The organism is Burkholderia sp. AcTa6-5, assembly GCF_017815075.1.
GTDB classification, from domain to species: Bacteria; Pseudomonadota; Gammaproteobacteria; order Burkholderiales; family Burkholderiaceae; genus Burkholderia; species Burkholderia sola.
Window position 1 is genome coordinate 134,568 of the sequence record NZ_JAGIQE010000007.1, and the last position, 17,298, is coordinate 151,865.

Here is a 17,298-nt window from a genome sequence, read left to right on the forward strand (position 1 = left end):
GCATCGCGGCGATGCGGCGGCGAACGTCGCTTATTGCGCCCAGGCAATGACCGACGCGGTCAACGAGCAACTGCTCGGGTTGAGTTCGTTATTGCTGTTGTCGATCAGTTGGAGCGAGCCCGTGATGGTCACCGTCGGCGAATTGTTCTGCGTCTGGACCTGCACGCTCGCGCCTACCGTGCGCAGGTGGTGGTCGGTGCTGCCGAACGAGGCCGAGTAACTGGCCACCGACGCGCCGGCCGCAATCACGTTGGTCGGGAAGCTGTAGGTGGTCTGGGCCGTGATGACGCCCGAGTCGGACGGCGTGGCGGTGCTCACGGGAATCGAGATGTTCTGCACGTAGATGGACGGCATGAAAGACTCCTGTCGATCGGTAGGGTGGGGAAACACGCTGCGCGCGGGATGACGCGCACGGGCCGTACGGCGACTGCACGCTGCCGCGACGCGGCGACCCGTCCCGCGCGCGGAATACGGTTCAGGGCAGCGTCACGCCGTGAGAATCGTTCTCGCCGGTCACGCCCGACTGCCATTCGCTGTTGCGGGTCCAGAAGATGTACAGGTACTTGCGCTCGCCCGGCGCCGGATCGCCCCATTGATTGCTGGCGGTGAATACGCGCTGGCCGTTCTTGTAGGCCGCCGCCACCTGGGTCGTGACATCGATGGTCGAGTTGTAGACCCCGTAACCGGCATTTTCGATCGTCGTGGTACTCATTTTCATTCCTTCATCAATATGTGAAATATCGAGGCACGTCTTTTTTAAAGAAATCCCGAATTTATATTGCGCGACCGGTGAAATTCGGGACTCACCGGATTTTTGAAATGAGTATTCCGCGAACATGCCGTCTCGCATTGAAACCCGACGCATGCGCGACGCGATGCGGGTGGACGACGCACGTGACGATGCCGCCCCGGTTCTATCGAAAAACCGGCGGGGAACCTGCGTGGTCGGATGGCTGAATGACGGGAATCAACCGCCAGGCGGCGGTTTGCTGGTAGCGGACATGGATGTGGCCCCCGTTCGGATCACGTCTGTTTTACTTCTTCGTCTTGCATTTCGCCGACGCGCATTTCTTGCATGCCGATGCAAATGCAACTCTCAGTCCTGTTGTTTTGTCGTGCTGCGATTGCGTATTGCGTCGAGTGCAATGGGAGTAAATACCACGCGATTCGGCATGTCAAGGATGCGCTTATAAAAAGCGTTTGTAATCGACCGTCATTGAATAGGCGCGTTTTTGTGGTGGTGCGGCGGCCGCGTATCCTCGCGCGATCCCGGTATGGAGGGGGCCGACGGGTGAGGCGGCGCCCGAGCCGGGCTGGCGAACCGCGCGTCAATCGAGCGGCGGCACCGCGCCATCGCGCAACATCTTGACGAGCCGCGCGCGCCGCTTTTCGAGATCGGCGATCTGGCGGTCGATCGCTTCGAGGCGTTCGCGCTGGACGTCGGTGATCTGGTCGCACGACCGCGCGCCGTCGATCAGCAGCATGCAGTCCGGAAAGCCGCGAATGTCGTCGAGGGTGAAGCCGGTCGCGATCATGCGCTGAATCTGCTTGACCTGCGTCACCGCGTTGTCGGCGAACAGGCGATAGCCGTTGGCCGCGCGCACCGACGCGAGCAGGCCGTGCTCGTCGTAGTGCCGGATCGAGCGCACGCTCGCGCCGGTGAGCTGCGCGAGTTTGCCGATGGTCAGCAGGGGCTGGGTAGGCGGGTTTTTCATGGAAAGCAGGTTAGCACGATCCGCTTGACTCTCACGCCAGTGTGAGGGTTGAGACTGGGCGTCCGTTCATGCCTGGAGGAAAAATCGTGACGACCCGAGTGCTGATCCGCTGGCTGATGGCCGTGATCTGGTGGGCGACGCCGTTCGCGTTGGCGTACGACGCGGCCGCCGCGCCGCTGAGCTATACCGTGACGTCGACGGACGGCGTGAAGCTGGCCGTGCAGGAAAGCGGCGACCCCGACGGCGTGCCGGTCATCCTGATCCACGGCCTGCTCGGCAGCCGGCTGAACTGGGACGCGCAGGTCCGGAGCCCCGACCTGCGCGGATTCCGGATCATCACGTACGACCTGCGCGGCCACGGGCTGTCGGACAAGCCGCTCGGCGCGCAACCGTATCGCGACGGAACCCGCTGGGGCGACGATCTCGCCGCGGTCATCGACGGTGCGCATGCGCGCAAACCCGTCGTGGTCGGCTGGTCGCTCGGCGGCGTGGTGATCTCGAACTACCTCGCCAAATACGGCGATCGCGCGATCGCGGGCGCCGTGTATGTCGATGGCGTGGTCGAGCTTGCGCCGGGCCAGATCGTCGATCATCCGGACGTGTACCGGGACATGAATGCGCCGGACCTGAAAACGCATCTCGACGGCGAGCGTACGTTCGTCGGTCTGTGCTTCAACCGTCGGCCGGATGCCGTGACGTTCGAGCGCTTGCTCGCGAACGCCGCGATGGCGTCGTGGGACATGCAAAAGGCGATTCCGACGATGTCGGTGTTCGCCGCCGCGGGGCTCGGCAATGCGCGTGTGCCGCTGCTCTTCATCTACGGCGGCCGCGACGCGCTGGTCGATACGCACGCGACGCTGGCTCGCGCGGCCGAGTTGAATCCGCGCATTGCCAGCAAGGTGTACGCGGAGTCGGGGCACGCGCCGTTCATCGAGGAAGCCGAGCGGTTCAATCGCGATCTGGCCGCGTTCGTACGGTCGGCGTCTGCGCAATGAAGTCGTGTGCCGCGCGGCCCGGAGAGGTCGGGCCGGCGTGACCGGCTAATGTAATGAAGCGCAGGCGATTCGTTAACGAAGGCATTCTCGATTGAACATGCGTGCCGCTGCCAAGCGCCGCCCGCGCAACTTTATGACGCACGCCGATTAATTTATCGGTTTATATCGCTTGGGATTGCCGGACCGGAGGAACAGAATTTCCGCTGCCGGAACCCGGCGACAGCGGCGCCGCGTTCGTTCGACGCCGCGATGGTCGCGCAGGCACTTGCCCGGTTCCCGGCTTCACGACGACCTTGCCATGCATTCGGCATCAAACTAAGGAATCCGATGAGTTCGATCGATCTGAGCCCGGTCACGCCGGTTTCTTCTCCCATCCGCTCGGCCAGCGACGTCGCGCGCCTGATCAATACGGTGGACAGTTCGGTCAGCCACGCACGGATGATCGTGCTGCTGGCGCTCGGCGGCGTGTTTCTCGACGCGTACGACCTGACGACGCTGTCCTACGGCATCGACGACGTCGCGCGCGAATTCGGGCTGACGCCCGCGCTGACCGGGCTGGTCGGGTCGGCGATCATGATCGGCACGATCTTCGGCAGCCTGATCGGCGGCTGGCTGACCGACCGGATCGGCCGCTATCAGGTGTTCATGGCCGACATGCTGTTCTTCGTGGTCGCGGCGATCGCGGCCGGGCTCGCGCCGAATGTCTGGGTGCTGATCGCCGCGCGCTTCGTGATGGGGCTCGGCGTCGGCATCGACCTGCCCGTCGCGATGGCGTTTCTCGCGGAATTCTCGAAGTTCAACGGCCGCGGCAACAAGGCGTCGCGGCTCGCTGCGTGGTGCCCGATGTGGTACGTCGCGTCGTCGGTGTGCTTCCTGTTGATCTTCGGCCTGTATTTCCTGCTGCCGGCCGAGCATGCGGGCTGGCTGTGGCGCGCATCGCTGATTTTCGGCGCGGTGCCGGCGCTCGTCATCATCCTGTTCCGCAACCGCTTCATGAACGAATCGCCGCTGTGGGCCGCGAATCAGGGCGACCTGGCCAATGCCGCGCGCATCCTGCGCGAGTCGTATGGCATCCACGCGCATGAAGCGGACGATGCGCGACGCGAGCCGAGCCCGCCGCCCGTGCGGATTCGCGTGCTGTTCCAGCGTCCGTATCTGGGGCGCACGATCGTCGCCAGCGTGATGAACCTGTGCATCCCGTTCGAATACACGGCGATCGCGTTCTTCCTGCCGTCGATCCTGTCGCAATTCCTCGGTGCGGGCGTGTTCGAGACGATCGCGGCATCGCTCGCATTGAACGTGCTGTTCGCGTTCACCGGCGGCTTGCTCGGCATGCGTCTCGCATATCGGTATGCGTCGCGTCATGTCGCGATCGCGGGGTTCGCGCTCCAAACGGTCGCGCTCGTCGCGCTGGCGCTCGCAGGCCATCCGCACGGGGCGATCGCGGTCGGCGTCGTGTTGCTGATGCTCGGTACGTGGTTGTTCGCCGAAGGCTTCGGCCCCGGCGCACAGATGATGATCTATCCGACGCTGTCGTATCCGGCCGCGATTCGCGGCACCGGCGTCGGCTTCGGGCGGTCGTTGTGCGGCATCGGACAGGCGCTGGCGCTGTTCGTGCTGCCGATCCTGCAGGTCCGTCTCGGCACCGACATGTTCTGGGTCGTCGCGATCAGTGCGGTCACGCCGATCGTGTTTCTGCTGATCGTGCGGTACGAACCGACGGCGCATGACGTCGACGACGAAAGCGTGGCGTAAGCGCCGAGGGGGCGTTTACCGCCCCCTCGGAAAACACGAACGGCTTCGTCGAATCGCACGAAGCCGTTTGTACTGAAGCCGGTCGCCGCGCGAATGCGGACAGACCGGTTTCGATATATGACGCGTCAAGCGCTGACCGCTTCCCGCTCGGCCGCGCGCTTGACCTGTTCGATATCGCGAAACTGCGCGGCCGGATGTTCGTCCGGCAACCGCGCCGAGCCGCCGAACAGTTTTTCGCGCAGCGTGCCCGGCGCATACGCGGTCGGATACGCGCCACGGCGCTGCAGTTCGGGCACGAGATAGCGCACGACGTCCTCGAAGGTTTCATGCGCGACCGCATACGCGAGATTGAAGCCGTCCACGTCGGTCGCGGCGACCCATTCCTGCAGGATGTCCGCGACGGTCGCCGCCGACCCGACGAACACCGGGCCCATCCCGCCGATGCCGCCCCACGCCGCCAGCGCCTCGATCGTCCACGCGGTGTCGCCGCCCGACAGGTGTTCGACCGCGGACACGATTGCATTCGTTTCGACGCGCCTGACGGGATCGGTCGGCGCGTACTGGCCGAAGTCGATGCCGGTCCAGCCCGACATGAACACCAGCGAGCCGTCGTACGACACATAGCGGCGATACTCGTCGAACTTGGCCTGCGCCTTCTCGTCGGTCTCGTCGACGATCACCGTGACGAGGTTGTAGATCAGTACCTTCGCCGGATCGCGCCCGGCGGCCGCGGCCTGTGCACGCACGTCGGCCACGTAGCGCGCGAGCTGGTCGCGGGTCGGCGCGGCGACGAACACGCATTCGGCGTGCTGCGCGGCGAACGCCTTGCCGGGGCCCGACGCGCCGGCCTGGAACAGCACCGGCGTGCGCTGCGGCGACGGCTCGCACAGGTGATAGCCGGGCACGTCGAAGAAGCGGCCCTTGTGGCCGATCTCGTGCACTTTCTCCGGATGCGTGAACACACGGCCGTCGCGATCGCGCACCACCGCGCCATCTTCCCAGCTGCCCTCGAACAGCTTGTACAGCACCTCGACGTATTCGGCCGCGACCGCATAGCGGTCGTCGTGCGTGCGCAGCCCGTGATCGCCGACGTTCTTCGCGCCGCTCTCCAGGTACGACGTGACGATATTCCACGCGAGCCGGCCCTTCGTGTGATGGTCGGCGGTCGACAGCCGGCGCGCGAACGTGTATGGATGCTCGAACGTCGTCGACGCGGTGATGCCGATGCCGAGATGCTCGGTCGCCATCGCGATCGGCGCGGCCAGTTGCAGCGGATCGTTGACCGGGATCTGCGCGGCCTGGTGCAGCGCGTGATAGTTGCTGCCCTTGTATACGTCGTAATAGCCGATCACGTCCGCGATGAAGATGGCATCGAAGATCCCGCGTTCGAGCACGCGCGCGAGGTCGGTCCAGTAGTCGAGATCCTTGTACTGCCACGAGCGGTCGCGCGGATGCGCCCACAGGCCCGGCGATTGATGGCCCACGCAATTCATCTCGAATGCGTTGAAGCGAATGGTCTTGCTCATTGCGCGACCCTCGTTTCCGCTGCGGCGTCGGTATTGGCGCCCGCACCGCTGCCCACGCGCCAGACGAACGGCGGCGTACGGCCGTTGATGATCCAGTCGCCGACGATGCGCGCCTTGTACACGAGCGGGTTGTGCGACGACACCGTGCGCGCGTTGCGCCAGTGGCGATCGAGCGCGGTCGTGCTGCGGGTCGCGGATGCGCCGAGCGCGTCGAACAGGCGCGTCGCCGCGCGCAGCACGAGTTCGGACACGACGAGCTGGCTTTGCGCGGATTCGATTTCGGCCGCGACGTTTGCGGCCTGCTCGGCCGCTTCGTCGCCGCCGAAGCGCGCTTCGTACGCGTGCTGAAGCGGTTGCGCGGCGCGCAGCGCGAGCGCGTCGGCCGCGTATGCCCATGACGCGATCTCGCCGATCACCTGCTGCAGCTGGGCGTCGTCGCCGGCACGCTGCGCGTTGCCGTGGCTGTACACGCGCGTGCGGTTGCGCACGAGCTCGCCCGCATCGCGCACGATCGCGTGGCCGATGCCGGCCAGCGTCGCGACGTGGAACAACTGGTAGAACGCGGTCTGGTATTTGAAGCGGCGTGCGAAATCGATCACGTTGTCGGCATCGACCGCCGCATTCTCGAAACGTGTCGTGCCGCTGCCGGTGGTGGTCTGGCCGAAGCCGTCCCAGTCGTCGTCGCGGATCACGCCGGGCTGCGCGGTCGCGACGGCGACGATCACGTCGCTGCCGTCGTGCGCGCGCTGCGCGAACACGTCGATCCAGTCGGCGAACAGGCTGCCGGTGCTGTAGAACTTCCGGCCGTTCAGCACGAGCCGGCCGTTCTGCTCCGACACCTTCGTGACGGTCTGGCCGAGCGGTACGTCGCCGGCTTCCGACCATGCATTGCCGACGAGCTGGCCGCTTGCGAAGCGGTCGAACCAGGTCGTGCGCTGCGGGCTGTCCGGCGCGTTCAGCCAGTCCTCGACGAACGCGAAATGCCCGCGTAACGCCTGCGGCAAATTGGAATCGGCGGCGGCGAGCTCGGTCAGCAGCCGGAACAACTGCGGCAGCGATGCGCCTGCGCCGCCGGCGCTTGCCGGCAGCCGGATCGCGCCAAAGCCTGCCGACTTCAGCCAGCCGATCGCCTCGTGGGGTAGTTCGCGGTTGCGTTCGCGCTCGGCGGTGCCGGCGGCGATACGCTCGAAGATCGGCCGGAACCGGCTCGCGAGCGCGTCGTAATCGGTACCGGTGGAAAGGTCGGGAGCTGCGTGCGACGAAGTCATGCGGATTTCCTCGAAGGGCGGGGCCGTGTGCGCCGGGAGCCCAGTATAGGAAGCGCGACGCGAGCGTTCCAATAACGGATTCTCGGATCGTTATCGTCGCTGCGTATTACCGAGACCCGCGCGGGGACGTATCGACGTTCTCGCGTCCATTGCGACGTCGAAGCGCCGATTCACCTGCATCCATTGCGACGTCGTTTGTTCTCCAAAGGAATATCGTTTCGAGAATCGCTCGGTTTTCCGGTCCGCGCGGCGCTGCTAGATTGAATGCTTTCGCCATTCGACAGGAGAACCCGATGTCAGACACGAGCGCGACGATTCAGGATCGGCCGGCCGAAGCACAACCACAGCTGGCCCGTGTGATTGCGGATGATGCGGAAGCGATCGCGGTCGCGCATGCGCTGGCGCAACGTCTCGCGCAAGGGGCCGCCGAGCGCGATCGAGAACGCCGGCTGCCGCGTGAGGAAATCGAATGGTTCTCGCAGTCGGGGCTGTGGGCGATCACGGTGCCGAAGGCGTACGGCGGCGCAGGCGTGTCGCACGTGACGCTCACCGAGGTGATCAAGATCGTCGCCGCGGCCGATGCGTCGCTCGGGCAGCTTCCGCAGAATCACTTCGGGCTGATCGACGTGATCACGCTCGTCGGCACCGACGCGCAGAAGCGTCATTTCTTCGCCGAAGTGCTGAGCGGCAAGCGGTTCGGCAACGGATTCTCGGAGAAGGGCACGAAGCACGTGCTCGACCTGAAGACGCGCGTGCGGCGCGACGGCGACGACTATGTGATCGACGGCACGAAGTTCTATTCGACCGGCGCGCTGTTCGCGCACTACGTGCCGGTGCTCGGGCTCGACGACGCGCAGCAGGCCTGGCTCGCGTACGTGCCGCAACCGACGCCGGGGCTGACCGTGATCGACGACTGGTCGGGATTCGGGCAGCGCACGACCGCGAGCGGCACGGTCGTGCTCGACGCGGTGCGCATCCCCGCGTCGCACGTGCTGCCCGCGCAGCGCGTGTCGGATGTGCCGACGCTCAACGGCCCGCTGTCGCAGATCATCCAGGCGGCGATCGACTCGGGCATCGCGAAGGCGGCGATCGACGATACGCTCGCGTTCGTACGGACCCGCACGCGGCCGTGGGTCGACAGCGGCGTCGAGCGGGCGGTGGACGATCCGCTGACGATCCGCGAAATCGGCCGGCTGCACATCCAGCTGCATGCGGCCGACGCGTTGCTCGAACGCGCGGCGCGCACGCTCGACGAGATCGCGGCAAAGGGTGATGTGACCGAAGACGACGTCGCGCGGGCGTCCGTCGCGGTCGGCGAAGCGAAGGTGCTGACGACCGAGGTCGCGTTGCTCGCCGGCGAGAAGCTGTTCGAGCTGGCCGGCACGCAGTCGACGCTCGCCGAGCACAACCTCGACCGGCATTGGCGCAATGCGCGCACGCATACGTTGCACGATCCGGTGCGCTGGAAATATCACCTCGTCGGCAACTACTATCTGAACGGCGCACGCCCGGCGCGGCATGCGTGGAATTGAACAGTCCGCGGCAAGCGAGGCGGGCGCCGAGGATCGGTGACGCGACCATGCCACGGGCTGCGCCGCGCCGCTCAAGCCAGCGGATCGTCAAAAGTATGTTCTCGTGGCGACGAAGGCGACGTCCGCGATGTGCACCGCACGACGGCGATTGACGCAGGTCAACCGCATTCGCGCCGCCGGCAATACAGTGGACTCCGGCGCTCGCATGACGCGGCGCCCGATGGCGCGCGCAAGTCGCCGCGTGATGAGGCATGGGCAATGAAACATCCGACGTGGGCGATCGGGGCCGCGCTCGCGCTGGGCGCTTGCGCCGGTATGAGCCAGGAGGCGGCGTTCCGGTCGACCGAGACGCAATTGCTGGCGGCACGAGAGGCTGCAGCGCTGCACTGTTCGGCGGCACCCGAATGCGACCGTGCATGGCAGCTCGCACGGCGCTACGTCGACGCACGTTCGTCGACCCGTATCACGCGATTCAGTGAGGACCGGATCGAAACCGCGCAACCGCATTTCGCCGGAGAAGTCTATCTGTGGGCGTCGCGCACGGCATCGGGCGACGGCGGCGCGGTGATTCGGCTCAAGGCGATGTGCAAGGGCATGTACGGCACCGATGGCGGCCCCGGCTGGCAATACGATGCATGCGTGTCGAAGATTCTTGAAATCGAGCGGGGCTTCGCGGCGTACGAGCGCCCGCCGGACACGCCGGCGCTGCCGGTCGACCCTCGCTAATCGGCGCCGTCCGCGCCGGCGCATACCGCTTCGAACCGTTGACTTCGGTCAACGCGGGTTTCCGGCGAGCGCTGATGATGAAACAACGCCGAACGTCACCGGCGCGTCCAGTCATCCAGCGAGGTAGGTATGTACACGAACATCATGGTCGCCGTGGACGGCAGTCCTTCGTCGAGTCAGGCGCTTGAAGAGGGCCTGAAGGTTGCCCGGTCCTGCGGCGCGCGCGTGTTCGCCGTTTTCGTCGTCGACCAATCGCTTCTGATCACGTACGCCGGACGCATGAACCCGGATGCGCTGCTCGACGAAGTCCGGCGCGATGGTGCGGCGGTGCTGCGAAGCGCGGAACGGGCCATCTCGCATGCGGCCGTCAACGGCGATACCGAAATCGTCGAGACCGAACCCGGCCAGGATATCGCCGAACGGCTGCAACGCTATGTCGTCGACCGGTCGATCGATCTCGCGGTGGTCGGCACGCACGGGCGGCGCGGCATCCGTCGGTTGTTCCTCGGCAGCGTGGCCGAACGCTTTCTGCGCGGATCGCGTTGCCCGGTCCTGCTCGTACGCGGCGACGATGCCGCGCCTGCTGCCGTCGCGGCAGCCTAGGGTCGCCGCGCCCGGATCCGGGGCGGCCCGCCATCTGCCCAAGGGATCGTCATGCCGATAACTTTTCTTTCCGAACCGCCGACGTATTGCGGCCAGGACCCGGCGCTGGCCTTTCCGGCCGTGGTCGAAGGCCGCCGCGTGCGCTGCGTGATCACCGCGGAAGCGCTGGAAGACCACTTCCGGGCGGCATCGTCGCGCGAACAGGATCTCGTCGATGCATTCGCACGCCATCGCCCCGCGATCGAGCGCGCGGCGCGCTGCCTGCTCGAGGAGATGGACGGCAAGCCGATCCTGCTTCACAGCGGATTTTTCCGGTTCTGTACGTGATCGCGCCGGGTCGTCGACGCGTATCAAGCGCGTGACGGTGCGAGCGGATACGCCGATTTCTGAAGCGTCCTTCGTCCTTCGTCCGTTGTGCGACACGCGATGTCGCGCGAGTCCGATCCGCATCGGGGCGCCGCGCTGGCGGGACGAAAGCGCGGGCCGCGTGCCCGCCATTCGACGAAGTGCGAACCCGGCGGCGACTGCAACACATCCGTTGACCTGCATCAGCAACGGGCGGCCGCGTGTGTGCAAATCTGGTCGTGTATGGCGGACAAGCGCGCCGCGGCTCTCGGGAGTACAGACGATGAAAACCGACAAGCAGTTGAAGCAGGACGTTCAGGACGAACTGGAATCCGACCCGGCAATCGATGCGACACGAATCGGTGTCGAGGTCTCCGACCGGATCGTGACGCTTTCGGGTCACCCGCCGAGCTATGCGGAGAAACTCGCGATCGAGCGCGCGGCGAACCGCGTGGCCGGCGTCAAGGCGCTCGTCGTCGACATGACCGTGCATCTGCCGAACGACGACATCCGTACCGACGAGGACATCGCGAATGCCGTGCGCTCGGTGCTGCACTGGACGGTCGGTCTGCATGACGACGCGGTCAAGGTGCAGGTCGAGCACGGCTGGATCACACTGTCCGGCAAGGTCGAATGGGCATACCAGAGCCATCTGGCCGTGCGCGCGATCTCGCAGATGCGCAGCGTGACCGGCGTGACCGACCACATCGTCGTGCAGGGGACGGTCGGCTCGGCCGACATCGGCGGCAACATCAAGCGCGCGATCATGCGCCACGCGGAGCGCGAGGCGAAACACATCGCGGTCGAGGTGCGCGACGGCACCGTCCGGTTGTCCGGCAAGGTCGGCTCGTTCTCCGAGCGCAAGGCCGTGCGCGGCGCGGCGTGGTCGGCGCGTGGCGTGCGCGCCGTCGTCGACGACCTGGTCGTCGAGTAAGGCTGGCGGACTGAAGCCGGCCGCTCCTCCCGGCCGGATGCGATACGCGCGGCGGCCGCCCGTCTTCAAGCGTCTAGCCGCCCTTCCTTTTCCGCGCGGGCGGCGATGACGCCGGGCGCATGCGGTGTTCGCCCGCGCCCGCGTGCTCGCCTTTCCGCTGGACGTGATGCGCCACGGCATCGGTCACGGTCGGAAAGAAGCTGGCCGCGCCGAACACATCGAACAGCCCGTAGGCGCGCAGGCGATCCTTCACAGGCCCCTTCATTTCCGCGAAGTTCAGCGCGATGCGTTGCTCGCGGAGTTCTTCGCACAGCGCGACGAGCCGGTCTGCCGCGCTGACGTCGATATCGGTGACGGGCTCCGCGGCGACGACGATACGCGCGACCGGGCATGCCGAGCGCGCGATTGCCGCGTGCAGATGCTCGCAGAAGATCTCGACGTTCGCATAGAAGAGCGGTGCGTCCCAGCGGAACAGCACGAGGCCCGGGATTTGCACGGCGTCCGGATGGCGTGTGATGTCGTGATAGCCGCGCACGCCTGACAGCCGACCAAGCACGGCATCGTACGGGTGCCAGGCACGCCACACGAACGACAGCAGCGACAGCGCGCTGGCGAGCAGGATGCCGGGAACGACACCCACGCCGATCACGCCGGCAAGGCACAGGACCGAAATCAGGCATTCGCCGCGGCGCATCCGGTACAGCCGGACGACGCTGCGGACGTCGGCGATGCCGAACGCCGCGTAGATCACGACTCCGGCCAGCGCCGCGCGCGGGACGACCGTCAGCAGCGTCGGCGCGGCAATGAGCAGTATCGCGATGCATGCGGCCGCGACGAGATGGGCGACCTGGCTCTGCGCGCCGGCGGCGATCGCCACCGGCGTGCGGGACGCGCTGCTGCTGACCGCGCAGCCCTGCGTCACGCCCGCCAGCAGATTCGCCGCGCCCAATGCGATCAGTTCCTGGTTGCGGTCCGGCGTGTCGCCCGCACGCACGGAAAGCGCACGCGACAGCATGCTGATGTCGGCGAACGACACCAGCGCCACGGCGATCGCACCGGACGCGAGCGCGCTCAGGTCGGCGAGCGAGACAGCCGGAAGGTGCGGGGTGGGCGCACCGGCCGGCAAGGCGCCGACCGTCGCGATGCCGTGCAACGGCAACACGCGTGCGGCCAGGGTCGCCGCGAGCACGGCGATCAATACGCCGGGCCAGCGAGGTATCACGCGCTTCATCAGGAAAATGGCCGCCAGAACACCGACACCGAGCAGGCAGGCAGCGGGTGAAAACCGGCGGTCGACGAGGGCATGCACGATGTGCGGGACGCTGGCGAACACGTCGCCGCCCGATGCGGTCATGCCGAACAGCTCGGGCAGGCGGCCGATCGCGAGCGTGATCGCAATGCCGTTCAGATACCCGTACTGGATCGGGCGCGACAGCAGGTCGGTGACGAAGCCGAGGCCGAGCGTCCCGAGCAGGATGCAGATCGTACCGGCCAACAGCGCCAATGCGCCGGCAAGCGCGATGGCCCGCTGCGGATCATGGCCGGCGAGCGGCGCGATCGCGCCGGCGATCAGCGCGGCCAATGCCGAATCGGGGCCCAGGACGAGGATGCGGCTCGGGCCGAGTACCGCATAGGCGAGCAATGCCGCGATCGACGCATACAGCCCGGTGACGGCCGGCAGGCCGGCCGCCTGCGCGTAGCTCATGCCGACCGGAACCAGCACGGCGGAAAGCGCGATGCCCGCATAGAGATCGCGCGGTAACCATGCACGCCGGTAGTTCGCGAGCAGCGCCACACCCGGGAACATGCGTGCGATGCGTCCGGAACGGGGCAGGTTCATCGCCGCTTCATCCAGCGGATATCCGGTAAAAAGGAACTGATCGATCCGGCAGGTGCAGGTTCATCGGCATGGGTGCAGCGCGCGGCACGGAAACGACCGCGCCTGGCTTCATGCCGCCTTGAGCGCCGAAAGTTGCAGCGCCTGCGCGAAACGGGCCAGCGTGGCGATCGATCCCGTCACGCTTTCGTACCGCTCCCGTCCGATCTGGCCGTCGAGGATCACGAGCATGCCGGCGTCGCGGGCGAGGGCGACCAATGCCAGCGTGTCGAGCGCGGCTGCATCGGACCGACCGGACGGATTGCCTGAATCGGCAAGCTGGGTAGCGTGTGACATGACGTCTCTCCTGATGGCCCGCGATCGGTGTGCCGGGAGCCGTGATCCGTGATTTCAGTATCGTCGGCGCGCATGCGCGATTCAATCGGCGTGTCCCGAAGTTGTAGTAGGAATCGAGCGGCGGCCGTCGGCGGATTCCTACACGGCGGACGGCTTCGGCGAAGGGCTTCGTCGGGCCGGCCGCCTGGCGCGGCACCGTGCGTACCACGATCCGATCGCATGCCAGATGTCGGCGGCCGATTCGCAGTAGGTGAACAGTTCGAGGTCGCGGCGGTCGATCATCCCTTCGTCCGCGAGAAACGCCAGATCGACGGCGCGCCGCCAGTACGCTTCGCCGACCAGGACGACCGGCAGCGGCGCGATCTTGCGTGTCTGCAGCAGCGTCAGTACTTCGAACAGTTCGTCGAACGTGCCGTATCCGCCGGGGAAAAACACGGCGGCCTTGGCGCGCTCGAGCAGGTGAAGCTTGCGAATCGCGAAGTAGTGGAACCGGAAGCACAGATCCGGCGTGATGTACGGATTCGGCGCCTGTTCGCGCGGCAGCTCGATATTGAAGCCGATGCTCGGCGCGCCGCGCTCATAGGCGCCGCGATTGGCGGCCTCCATGATGCCGGGGCCGCCGCCCGTGACGATCGCGAGGCGCGCGGTACGCGTGCGCCGGTCGGCATGGCCGACGATACGGCCGAATTCGCGTGCGACCCGGTAGTACGCGCTGTGCTCGACAAGACGGCTGGCGAGAGCGACGGCCCGACGCCGGCCCGGGTCACGCGGGCGCAGCGCGAGCAGGCGGTTCGCTTCGTCGAGCCGAGCGTTCGCGACAGCGGGGGCGACGATGCGCGTGCTGCCGTAGATCACGACGGCATGGCCGATGCGCTCATGTTGCAAACGCGCCTCGGCTTTCCAGTAGTCGAGTTGCAGCCGGATCCCGCGCATGGTCGCGCGTTGCAGCAACGTCGTGTCCGCGTCGCCGGGCGTGCAGTTCGGATGGCCGGCGAGATGCCGCGCCCGACGCGACGGCCGCTGGATGTCGTCGAGGCCGGCGGTCGCTTCGGGCCGGGCGCGTATCCGCTTGCCGTGCGCGCCGCCGCGCGCGGTGCCGGCGGGAACGCGTTTGACTATCGTGGGCATGAGCGGGAAGGCAGTGGCACGGTCACTGACTCAGCACCCATTGGACGAGCTGATGGGCGTCGTCGGCAGAGAGCGGCCCGCCGCGATCGATGGCGGACGGCATCGGCGTGTCGCCCCAATGCGTGGGGCCGCCGACGCGCAACTTGCGCTCCAGCTCGGCGGCCGCGTGCGGATCGCCGCGGTAGCGCGTGGCGATATCGTGGAACGACGGCCCGAGGAACGTCATGTCGGGCGTGTGGCAGAACATGCAGTGCTGCGCGTTGACGAGCTCGGTCGGTTCGGGCACGGTCGTTTGCGCGGCCGCCGTGCCGGCAATGGCCGCGATCAGAAGGAAAGCGAAGCAACGCGTGATGTTCATGGTTTTTCTCGTCCGGATCGGCAGGCGCGCAGCGCGCCGCCGGTTGCGCTCAGGCGATCACTCACGAGATCACTTCGCCGAGCGGGCGACGGGGCGAATGCGGCGTGTGCGGGCCGCGGCCGACTCGCAGCAGCAACTGCGGCTCGCCGCGCAGCCCGAGCGTCCGGCCGAGGTCGGCACGCAGCGCGGCCGTCTCGATCGGCTGGTTCAGGTACGACGCCGTATAGCCCGCGCGCGCCGCGACGAGCAGGATTCGCTCCAGCGCCTGGCCCGCGGCCAGCCACGCTTCGCGATCCTCGCGCACGGTCGACAGGCAGACGATCAACGGCGACGCGCCGACGAGCTGGTGATGGAGCGCGGCCAGCCCGTTGCCGAGATCGAACGTCCGCACCGCCATCGTCACGACAGGCGCCGCGAAGTCCAGCAGCGTCGGTACGCCGGCCGCGAATGCCGGCATGCCGTCGACGCGCCGGCGCGGATCGATCCAGCTCGCCAGTTCGCGCCGGAAGCGCGGATCCGCGAACTGCTGCTGGTCGGCCTGCGCAACCAGTTCGGCGACCCGTGCGCGATGCGCGATCGAGTCGATGCACGCGACCTCGGCGCCTTCCGCGACGCCGGCCGCGATCAGCTCGCGCTGAATCTCGTCGGGCACCGCGGTGGATTCGAACGGCGCGCGCGTGGTGACGCGCGCCTGGATTGCGTCGAACAGCCCGCCGAGAGACCGATCGGAATAGCCGTCGTCGCAGACCCGGACCAGCGCGAGGAGATCGGGGTCGACCTCGGACGGAAACGTGCTGATCGTGTGGGCGAGGCCGGCGTGATCGAGCGCGACGCGCAGATTGAGCAATGCCGCGCCGCAACTGATGATCAGTTCGCGGTCGAACGGATCGACCACGGGCAATGCGCGGACCCGGTCCGCGCAGACGGCGATCGTGGCGCCGTTGACGATGAACCGCCACGGCTGGGAATTGTGGCTGGACGGGGCCAGCACCGCGTACGCCAACAGCGACTTCAATTGATCGTCGACATGGGCGCTTGCGGCAAGCGGGGGAACGGACATCATTGATCATCTCCTGGCACGCCGCGCGGGCGACGTCATGCCATCTCATCGTGTCAGCAACCGTCCGGCAGCCGTTGACCCACATCAAGCGCCCGTCACCGGGCCATGCACGCGCGATGCGCCGGGGTTAGTCTTGGACAGCGAAGCACGAAGACGATCGGCCGGGAGGCGAGCATGCTTGCGATGATGTTTGACGGCACGACACCGCATTTGCGCGAGGCGCGCGTGCCGGATCCGCGGCCGGCGCCGGGCCAGTTGTTGATCGACGTGCATGCATGCGGTGTCTGTCGAACCGATCTGCACGTCGTCGACGGCGAGCTCGCGCACCCGACGCTGCCGCTGGTGCCGGGGCACGAAATCGTCGGAACGGTGCGCGTGCTCGGCGATGGCGTGACGGGGTTCTCCGTCGGCGACCGGGTGGGGGTTCCCTGGCTCGGTTCGACATGCGGGCATTGCGCGTATTGCACGTCGGGCCGCGAGAACCTGTGCGACAGCCCGGGTTTCACGGGCTATACGATCGACGGCGGCTACGCCGAGTGCGCGGTCGCCGACCACCGGTATTGCGTGCACCTGCCGCAACGCTATTCAGATCTCGAGGCCGCGCCGCTGCTGTGCGCCGGCCTGATCGGCTATCGAACCTTGCGCATGGCCGGCGATGCGCGTCGCATCGGCATCTACGGTTTCGGCGCAGCTGCTCATCTCGTCGCGCAGGTCGCGCGTTTCGAGGGGCGCAAGGTGTTCGCGCTGACGAAACCCGGCGATACCGCGGCACAGCAGCTCGCGCTGTCGCTCGGCGCCGCGTGGGCCGGCGGCAGCGACGAAACGCCGCCGGAAACGCTCGACGCCGCGCTCATCTTCGCGCCGGCGGGCGCGCTGGTGCCGGCCGCGCTGCGCGCCGTGGGCAAAGGCGGGATCGTCGTATGCGGCGGCATTCACATGAGCGATATCCCGAGCTTTCCGTACGCGTGGCTGTGGGGCGAGCGCCGGATCGCGTCGGTCGCCAACCTGACGCGTGCGGATGCGGCCGAATTCATGCGGATCGCCGCCGCGATGCCGCTGCGGGTCGAAGCCGTGCGCTACGCGCTGACCGATGCGAATCGCGCACTCGACGATCTGCGCAGCGGGCGCGTCTCCGGCGCCGCCGTGCTCGGCATGCGCGATTGATCCCGCCCGGTATCCG

18 protein-coding genes are annotated in these 17,298 nt (G+C 67.1%); 8 read left to right on the forward strand and 10 right to left on the reverse strand.

Annotated elements, in window-relative coordinates:
• Positions 1–30 precede the first annotated feature (30 nt).
• From J8I33_RS12015 to J8I33_RS12025, 3 genes are all read right to left on the reverse strand, one after another.
• A complete protein-coding gene (locus J8I33_RS12015; RefSeq protein WP_050015283.1) occupies positions 31–354 on the reverse strand; it encodes a hypothetical protein in 324 nt (107 codons plus the stop codon).
• Positions 355–475: 121 nt separating this feature from the next.
• Positions 476–838, reverse strand: coding sequence for a hypothetical protein (locus J8I33_RS12020; protein WP_124592691.1), 363 nt, complete (start codon positions 836–838; stop codon positions 476–478).
• Positions 839–1,328: 490 nt separating this feature from the next.
• Positions 1,329–1,715 (reverse strand): MerR family transcriptional regulator, encoded by a 387-nt coding sequence (locus tag J8I33_RS12025; RefSeq protein WP_124630136.1) that lies wholly within the window; start codon positions 1,713–1,715, stop codon positions 1,329–1,331.
• An 86-nt stretch (positions 1,716–1,801) separates the two neighbouring features.
• Between J8I33_RS12025 and J8I33_RS12030 the strand changes: the two genes are divergently transcribed.
• A complete protein-coding gene (locus J8I33_RS12030) occupies positions 1,802–2,710 on the forward strand; it encodes an alpha/beta hydrolase (protein WP_209935858.1) in 909 nt (302 codons plus the stop codon).
• Between the two features lie 327 nt (positions 2,711–3,037).
• Entirely contained in the window at positions 3,038–4,465 is a 1,428-nt protein-coding gene (locus tag J8I33_RS12035) for an MFS transporter (protein ID WP_209924291.1), read from the forward strand.
• A gap of 125 nt (positions 4,466–4,590) precedes the next feature.
• On the opposite strand, the gene J8I33_RS12040 is transcribed toward J8I33_RS12035, so the two are convergent.
• Together J8I33_RS12040 and J8I33_RS12045 are read right to left on the reverse strand one after the other, a co-directional pair.
• Positions 4,591–5,991, reverse strand: coding sequence for an LLM class flavin-dependent oxidoreductase (locus J8I33_RS12040; protein ID WP_089490034.1), 1,401 nt, complete (start codon positions 5,989–5,991; stop codon positions 4,591–4,593).
• Positions 5,988–7,259, reverse strand: coding sequence for an acyl-CoA dehydrogenase family protein (locus J8I33_RS12045; RefSeq protein WP_209924292.1), 1,272 nt, complete (start codon positions 7,257–7,259; stop codon positions 5,988–5,990). The genes J8I33_RS12040 and J8I33_RS12045 overlap by 4 nt, the downstream gene beginning before the upstream one ends.
• A 293-nt stretch (positions 7,260–7,552) precedes the next feature.
• Here J8I33_RS12045 and J8I33_RS12050 point away from each other — a divergent pair, with 293 nt between their 5' ends.
• From J8I33_RS12050 to J8I33_RS12070, 5 genes are all read left to right on the forward strand, one after another.
• A complete protein-coding gene (locus J8I33_RS12050; protein WP_209935863.1) occupies positions 7,553–8,791 on the forward strand; it encodes an SfnB family sulfur acquisition oxidoreductase in 1,239 nt (412 codons plus the stop codon).
• A 36-nt stretch (positions 8,792–8,827) separates the two neighbouring features.
• Positions 8,828–9,517, forward strand: a complete 690-nt coding sequence (locus tag J8I33_RS12055) for a hypothetical protein (protein WP_245171890.1) — start codon at positions 8,828–8,830, stop codon at positions 9,515–9,517.
• 129 nt (positions 9,518–9,646) lie between these two features.
• Entirely contained in the window at positions 9,647–10,120 is a 474-nt protein-coding gene (locus J8I33_RS12060; RefSeq protein ID WP_124592699.1) for a universal stress protein, read from the forward strand.
• A 51-nt stretch (positions 10,121–10,171) separates the two neighbouring features.
• The gene (locus J8I33_RS12065) at positions 10,172–10,447 is read left to right on the forward strand and encodes a DUF1488 domain-containing protein (protein ID WP_209935869.1); all 276 of its coding nucleotides are present in this window, start codon (positions 10,172–10,174) and stop codon (positions 10,445–10,447) included.
• 301 nt (positions 10,448–10,748) lie between these two features.
• Positions 10,749–11,399, forward strand: coding sequence for a BON domain-containing protein (locus J8I33_RS12070; RefSeq protein ID WP_209935876.1), 651 nt, complete (start codon positions 10,749–10,751; stop codon positions 11,397–11,399).
• A 73-nt stretch (positions 11,400–11,472) separates the two neighbouring features.
• Here J8I33_RS12070 and J8I33_RS12075 read toward each other — a convergent pair whose 3' ends face one another.
• The 5 genes from J8I33_RS12075 to J8I33_RS12095 all read right to left on the reverse strand — a co-directional run bounded on the left by J8I33_RS12075 (position 11,473) and on the right by J8I33_RS12095 (position 16,121).
• Positions 11,473–13,239 (reverse strand): SulP family inorganic anion transporter, encoded by a 1,767-nt coding sequence (locus tag J8I33_RS12075; RefSeq protein ID WP_209935881.1) that lies wholly within the window; start codon positions 13,237–13,239, stop codon positions 11,473–11,475.
• Between the two features lie 108 nt (positions 13,240–13,347).
• On the reverse strand, positions 13,348–13,572 hold the full coding sequence (locus tag J8I33_RS12080; RefSeq protein WP_050015261.1) for a hypothetical protein: 225 nt from the start codon (positions 13,570–13,572) through the stop codon (positions 13,348–13,350).
• A 138-nt stretch (positions 13,573–13,710) separates the two neighbouring features.
• Positions 13,711–14,700, reverse strand: coding sequence for a TIGR00730 family Rossman fold protein (locus J8I33_RS12085; protein ID WP_209924296.1), 990 nt, complete (start codon positions 14,698–14,700; stop codon positions 13,711–13,713).
• A gap of 22 nt (positions 14,701–14,722) precedes the next feature.
• On the reverse strand, positions 14,723–15,058 hold the full coding sequence (locus tag J8I33_RS12090) for a c-type cytochrome (RefSeq protein WP_050015257.1): 336 nt from the start codon (positions 15,056–15,058) through the stop codon (positions 14,723–14,725).
• Between the two features lie 61 nt (positions 15,059–15,119).
• On the reverse strand, positions 15,120–16,121 hold the full coding sequence (locus tag J8I33_RS12095) for a nitroreductase family protein (RefSeq protein ID WP_209935887.1): 1,002 nt from the start codon (positions 16,119–16,121) through the stop codon (positions 15,120–15,122).
• A 171-nt stretch (positions 16,122–16,292) separates the two neighbouring features.
• Here J8I33_RS12095 and J8I33_RS12100 point away from each other — a divergent pair, with 171 nt between their 5' ends.
• Entirely contained in the window at positions 16,293–17,282 is a 990-nt protein-coding gene (locus J8I33_RS12100; RefSeq protein WP_209936189.1) for a zinc-dependent alcohol dehydrogenase family protein, read from the forward strand.
• Positions 17,283–17,298: the final 16 nt, after the last annotated feature.